The sequence below is a fragment of the Treponema sp. R6D11 genome, from assembly GCF_054786075.1.
Genome location: NZ_BDHD01000134.1, coordinates 1 through 4819, shown reverse-complemented (window position 1 = coordinate 4819; position 4819 = coordinate 1). Strand labels below are relative to the sequence as shown.

The window sequence follows — 4819 nt, the reverse complement described above, 5'->3', positions numbered from 1 at the left end:
CATTTTTCACACATCAAAGCTTATCTTTTTCTTTCGTAAAAAAAATACCCGTATGGGTCTTTTGTATTTTTACCACAGTTTTAGACCATTCTAAAATTGTACATCTTTAGGAGGATAAAAATGAAAAAAATTTTGTGCATCGTAGTATTAGCTTGCGTAATTATGGGCTCGGTTTTTGCTCAACAACAAAAACCTGCGACTCCGGCGCCTGCTCAACCGGCAAAACCAGCTCCGGCGCCCGCTCAACCAGCAAAACCCGCGACGCCTGCTCCCGCTAAACCCGCGGAAGGTTCAAAAGAGGTTAAAAACGTTATTGGGTTGGATATGTTCCAACTGTTAAAAGGATTCATCGCTACCGATACTGACAGTAAATTTTCGGTTTTTATAGTTTCAGCCGCTTATGAAAGGCTTTTGGTTCCACACTTCAGCATTGGCGCCGACCTGGATCTTTATTTTATGAAATGTGACAAAATAGACGGTATATATTTTGGTCTTTCCGCCGAAGGACGTTATTATCCTTCAGCTAACTTTGATAAATTCTTTGTTGGTACAACAGTGGGATTTAACTCATTATCGATAGACGGAAAAACAAAACCTGAAAATGGCGGCTTTGTCGGTTTAACCACTTCGCTCAAGATAGGCTATAAATTGATAACTTCCAAGAAAATTTATCTGGAGCCTTCTTTGTCTTATGTCCTGTCAAAATCAAGCGGAGGCGTAAGCCCTAGTTTCGACATTGGCGACATCTTCGGCAGCGGAGACATAGACGTTAGTTTACCTGCCGCTTTTCCCGCCCCTCCGACCCCTCTTGGTTGGAATGGCGGACTGCGCATTGGGATTGCGTTCTAAAAAAACAGCCGTTAACGCGGCATAAATGGAGGAAATATGAACATGAGAAAATTATTTTTCATATTGACAACTGCTGTTCTGCTGATTGCGACCGCGTGTAGCGGTTCCTTTATAGATCCGGGAATGTTGGACCAACTCGGTGGAGATGGAAGTAGTGGCGGTAGCAGCAGTTCAAGTAGCGAAGGAGACTCAGACCAGCCCATTGGTAGCGGCGCTTACACTATTACTTTTAACATCAACGGCGGAACAGGAACCACTCCCTCTCCAAGGAAGGGAAATTTAGGTCAAGCCATAACACTGCCAAACGGAAGCGGATTTTCCAAAAGCGGTTATACTTTCGTCTGTTGGAATACCTATGCATCAGGAATTGGAACAAATTACAACCCAGGCGCTTCTTACACTGTTTACAACAATGTTACATTGTACGCCGTATGGAAAATACCTCCTACTATCAGCAATTCAACAAACCCGATCCCGCTAACGGCAGGCATTTGGTCTGACGGCAACATTACTTCAGAGTCTCCTAATCTACAAGCTTGGTACTCATTCTCTGTTACATCAGGAACTACATACTATATTTGGTGGAATGAAAGTCCTTTCAACGCCGGCAATAACACCAAAACATTAGATATTATGGTTAGTGCGTATTACAACGACAACACCTCTGTTTCTAACTTTACAAATGTAGATTCTGCATGGTCAACCCCACGGTCTTTCACATCCAATTCAACAGGCACTGTAAAACTGAAGGTGGTTCCATATAGCAACAACAGCACAGGTACTACTTTCGCTATTGTTTACAGCACAACCAATTCAAGACCTTAGCAAAGTCGGCGGCAAATAGTCGCGCTCATTAAAAGGACGAACCGCAGGGTTCGTCCTTTTTTATCCCCTTAACATTGTTTTTTACAGGTGATATAGTAAAATCAGGGGTTTATATATGAGCGAGCTTGTACTTGTGCTGGATTTTGGCGGTCAATATAAAGAGCTTATCGCAGGTTCTGTCAGGAAACTGTCGGTTTATTCCGAGATAAAACCCGGCAATATAACAATTGACGAGATAAAAAAATTAAACCCTATCGGCATTATTTTAACGGGCGGACCTAACAGCGTATATTTGCCTAACTCCCCAAAATGCGATCCTAAAATTTTTTCGTTGGGGATTCCTATTCTGGGCATTTGTTATGGAATGCACTTAATGTGTTATACTATGAGCGGCAAAGTTGAACCGGGCGATGTGGGAGAATACGGACGTGTTTCGGTAACGCCTGTAAAGAAGTCAAAACTTTTAAGCGGCATAAAAGGCTCGTTTACTGCCCTTATGAGCCACAGAGATTCCGTTACTAGCCTGCCGGAAGGTTTCCATGCAACGGCAAAAACTTCTTCTTGCATTGCCGCCTGCGAAAATTCGGCGAAAAAACTTTACAATACGCAATTCCACCCTGAGACAAAACACACAAAGGGCGGGAAAAAAATTATCAGCAAATTTTTATTTGATATATGCGGCGCTAAAGGCGATTACAAATTGGACGATTATATTGATACTCAGGTAAAACAAGTCCGCAAAAAAGTTGGCGATAAAAAAGTTTTACTCGCTCTATCCGGCGGCGTAGATTCTTCCGTATGTGCGAGTCTTTTATCCAAGGCAATACCCGGACAGCTAACCTGTATTTTTGTAGATCACGGTCTTATGCGATTAAACGAAGGCGACGAGATAGAAAAAGTCTTTTCCAAAAGAAAACTTCGCTTTATTCGCGTTAACGCAAAAGAACGCTTCCTTTCAAAATTAAAGGGCATATCAGAGCCAGAGGCAAAACGTAAAATAATTGGCGAAGAATTTATCCGTGTGTTTGAAGACGAATCCAAAAAGTTAGGCGACATTCCATTTTTGGCTCAGGGAACAATTTACCCCGATGTTGTAGAATCAGGCGGAAAGCACGGCGCTGTTATCAAGAGCCATCACAATGTTGGCGGGTTGCCAGAAGGACTCAACTTTACCGCCGTTGTAGAACCGCTGTCAGGTCTTTTTAAGGACGAGGTTAGAGTGCTTGGTAAAAAATTGGACTTGCCTTCATCGCTTGTTAACCGCCAACCGTTTCCGGGACCGGGGCTTGCAATTCGCGTCATGGGCGAAATTACAGAAGAAAAGCTTAATGTTTTACGAAAAGCCGACGCTATCCTACGTGAAGAATTGGACAAAATGAAACGCAGACCGGATCAATATTTTTGCGTCCTTACCAATACACACTCGGTTGGCGTTAAAGGAGACGACAGAACTTACGACTATGTTATAGCCGTAAGAGCCGTAAAAACCGACGATTTTATGACGTGCGAGTACGCTCCCCTGCCCCACAAGGTACTAAGCCGTATTTCATCGAGGATCACGAGCGAAATACCGTCAGCAAGCCGAATTGTTTATGATATTACGTCAAAACCTCCGGCTACGATAGAATGGGAATGATTATTTTTTACATCTTGGATATAATAAACTATAAAATTATGAAGGGTTATTATGATTGTTATTATTAAAAAAGACGCAAACGAAAAGAGCGTAGAAAACCTTATCTCGTGGCTGGAAAATCAGGGGCTACACGTCAACGTAAACCGAGGTATGTTTCAAACCGTACTTGGGTTGATTGGCGATACCCACAGCCTTAACTCAGAGCTTGTCGGCGGCATGGACATTGTAGAGCGCGTGCAACGAATCAGCGAGCCGTACAAAAAAGCCAACCGCAAGTTTCATACGGACGATACCGTTGTGGATATGGGCGGATACAAAATCGGCGGCGGACATTTTCAGTTTATCGCAGGTCCCTGCTCCGTAGAATCATACGAACAAATATGCGGAATTGCCAAACAGGTAAAACAGGCGGGAGCGAACCTTCTGCGAGGCGGAGCGTTTAAGCCCCGTACTTCTCCCTATTCGTTTCAGGGACTTCGCGACGAAGGCATCGAATTTTTACTGCAAGCAAAAGAACAAACTGGTATGCCGATTGTCAGCGAAATAATGAACGCTAACCATCTGCCCATGTTCGAGAAAATCGACGTAATTCAAGTTGGCGCGCGCAATATGCAGAACTTTGAACTTTTAAAAGAATTGGGAACTATTAACAAACCAATTTTGTTAAAGCGTGGGCTTGCCAATACTCTTGAAGAACTTTTAATGAGCGCGGAATATATCATGTCGGGCGGAAACGAGCATATAATTTTATGCGAACGAGGTATCAGAACTTTTGAAACTGCGACACGCAACACCCTTGATATATCAGCAATACCAATGCTTAAACGGCTAACTCATCTGCCTGTCATCATCGACCCAAGCCACGCCGCCGGAGACGCGGCTCTTGTGTATCCGCTTTCTATGGCTTCAGCGGCGGCAGGCGCGGACGGATTAATCATCGAGGTACACAACGACCCCGCCCATGCTTTATGCGATGGACCGCAGTCAATTACTCCGGACGCTTTCGCTTCTTTGGCGTGCGACGTTCAGAAAATTTTGGATATTTCTAAAAAAACTATTGACAAATTATAATAAATACTGTATTCATATATATGTTATATGTTTTTATAACCGGAGGATTATTGTGACAAACAACGTTAATTCTCGTAAAACTATACTTTTAGTTGATGACGATGAGTTACATCTTAAAATCACTAAAATGGCGCTAATGGATGAATTTGAAGTTTTTATGGTGAAGTCGGGAAAAGAAGCCTTAGAATTCTTAAGTAAAAAAGGAAGCATTCCCGATTTAATACTGCTTGATATTCTAATGCCGGAGATGGACGGCTGGATAGTATTCGACAGAATCCACGACATTGCAGCTTTAGAATTCACTCCTATAATGTTTTATACGTCATTGGAAGAAGAGAGCGCAAAAGAAAAAGCTTATGAACTTGGAGCATTTGATTATATTGACAAACCTTGTGAAAAATCAATTTTATTAACCAAAATAAAAGACACATTAAAGAA

At 42.5% G+C, this 4819-nt stretch carries 5 protein-coding genes; all 5 read left to right on the top strand.

Features of this window, described 5'->3' with window-relative positions:
• Positions 1-120 precede the first annotated feature (120 nt).
• A complete protein-coding gene (locus ACYVTD_RS09770) occupies positions 121-849 on the top strand; it encodes a hypothetical protein (protein ID WP_461247590.1) in 729 nt (242 codons plus the stop codon).
• Between the two features lie 42 nt (positions 850-891).
• A complete protein-coding gene (locus ACYVTD_RS09765; RefSeq protein WP_461247589.1) occupies positions 892-1674 on the top strand; it encodes an InlB B-repeat-containing protein in 783 nt (260 codons plus the stop codon).
• 115 nt (positions 1675-1789) lie between these two features.
• The gene (gene guaA / locus ACYVTD_RS09760; RefSeq protein WP_461247588.1) at positions 1790-3310 is read left to right on the top strand and encodes a glutamine-hydrolyzing GMP synthase; all 1521 of its coding nucleotides are present in this window, start codon (positions 1790-1792) and stop codon (positions 3308-3310) included.
• Positions 3311-3361: 51 nt separating this feature from the next.
• The gene (gene aroF / locus ACYVTD_RS09755) at positions 3362-4381 is read left to right on the top strand and encodes a 3-deoxy-7-phosphoheptulonate synthase (protein WP_461247587.1); all 1020 of its coding nucleotides are present in this window, start codon (positions 3362-3364) and stop codon (positions 4379-4381) included.
• 127 nt (positions 4382-4508) lie between these two features.
• On the top strand, positions 4509-4819 hold a 311-nt coding region (locus ACYVTD_RS09750), incomplete at its 3' end, for a response regulator (RefSeq protein ID WP_461247586.1).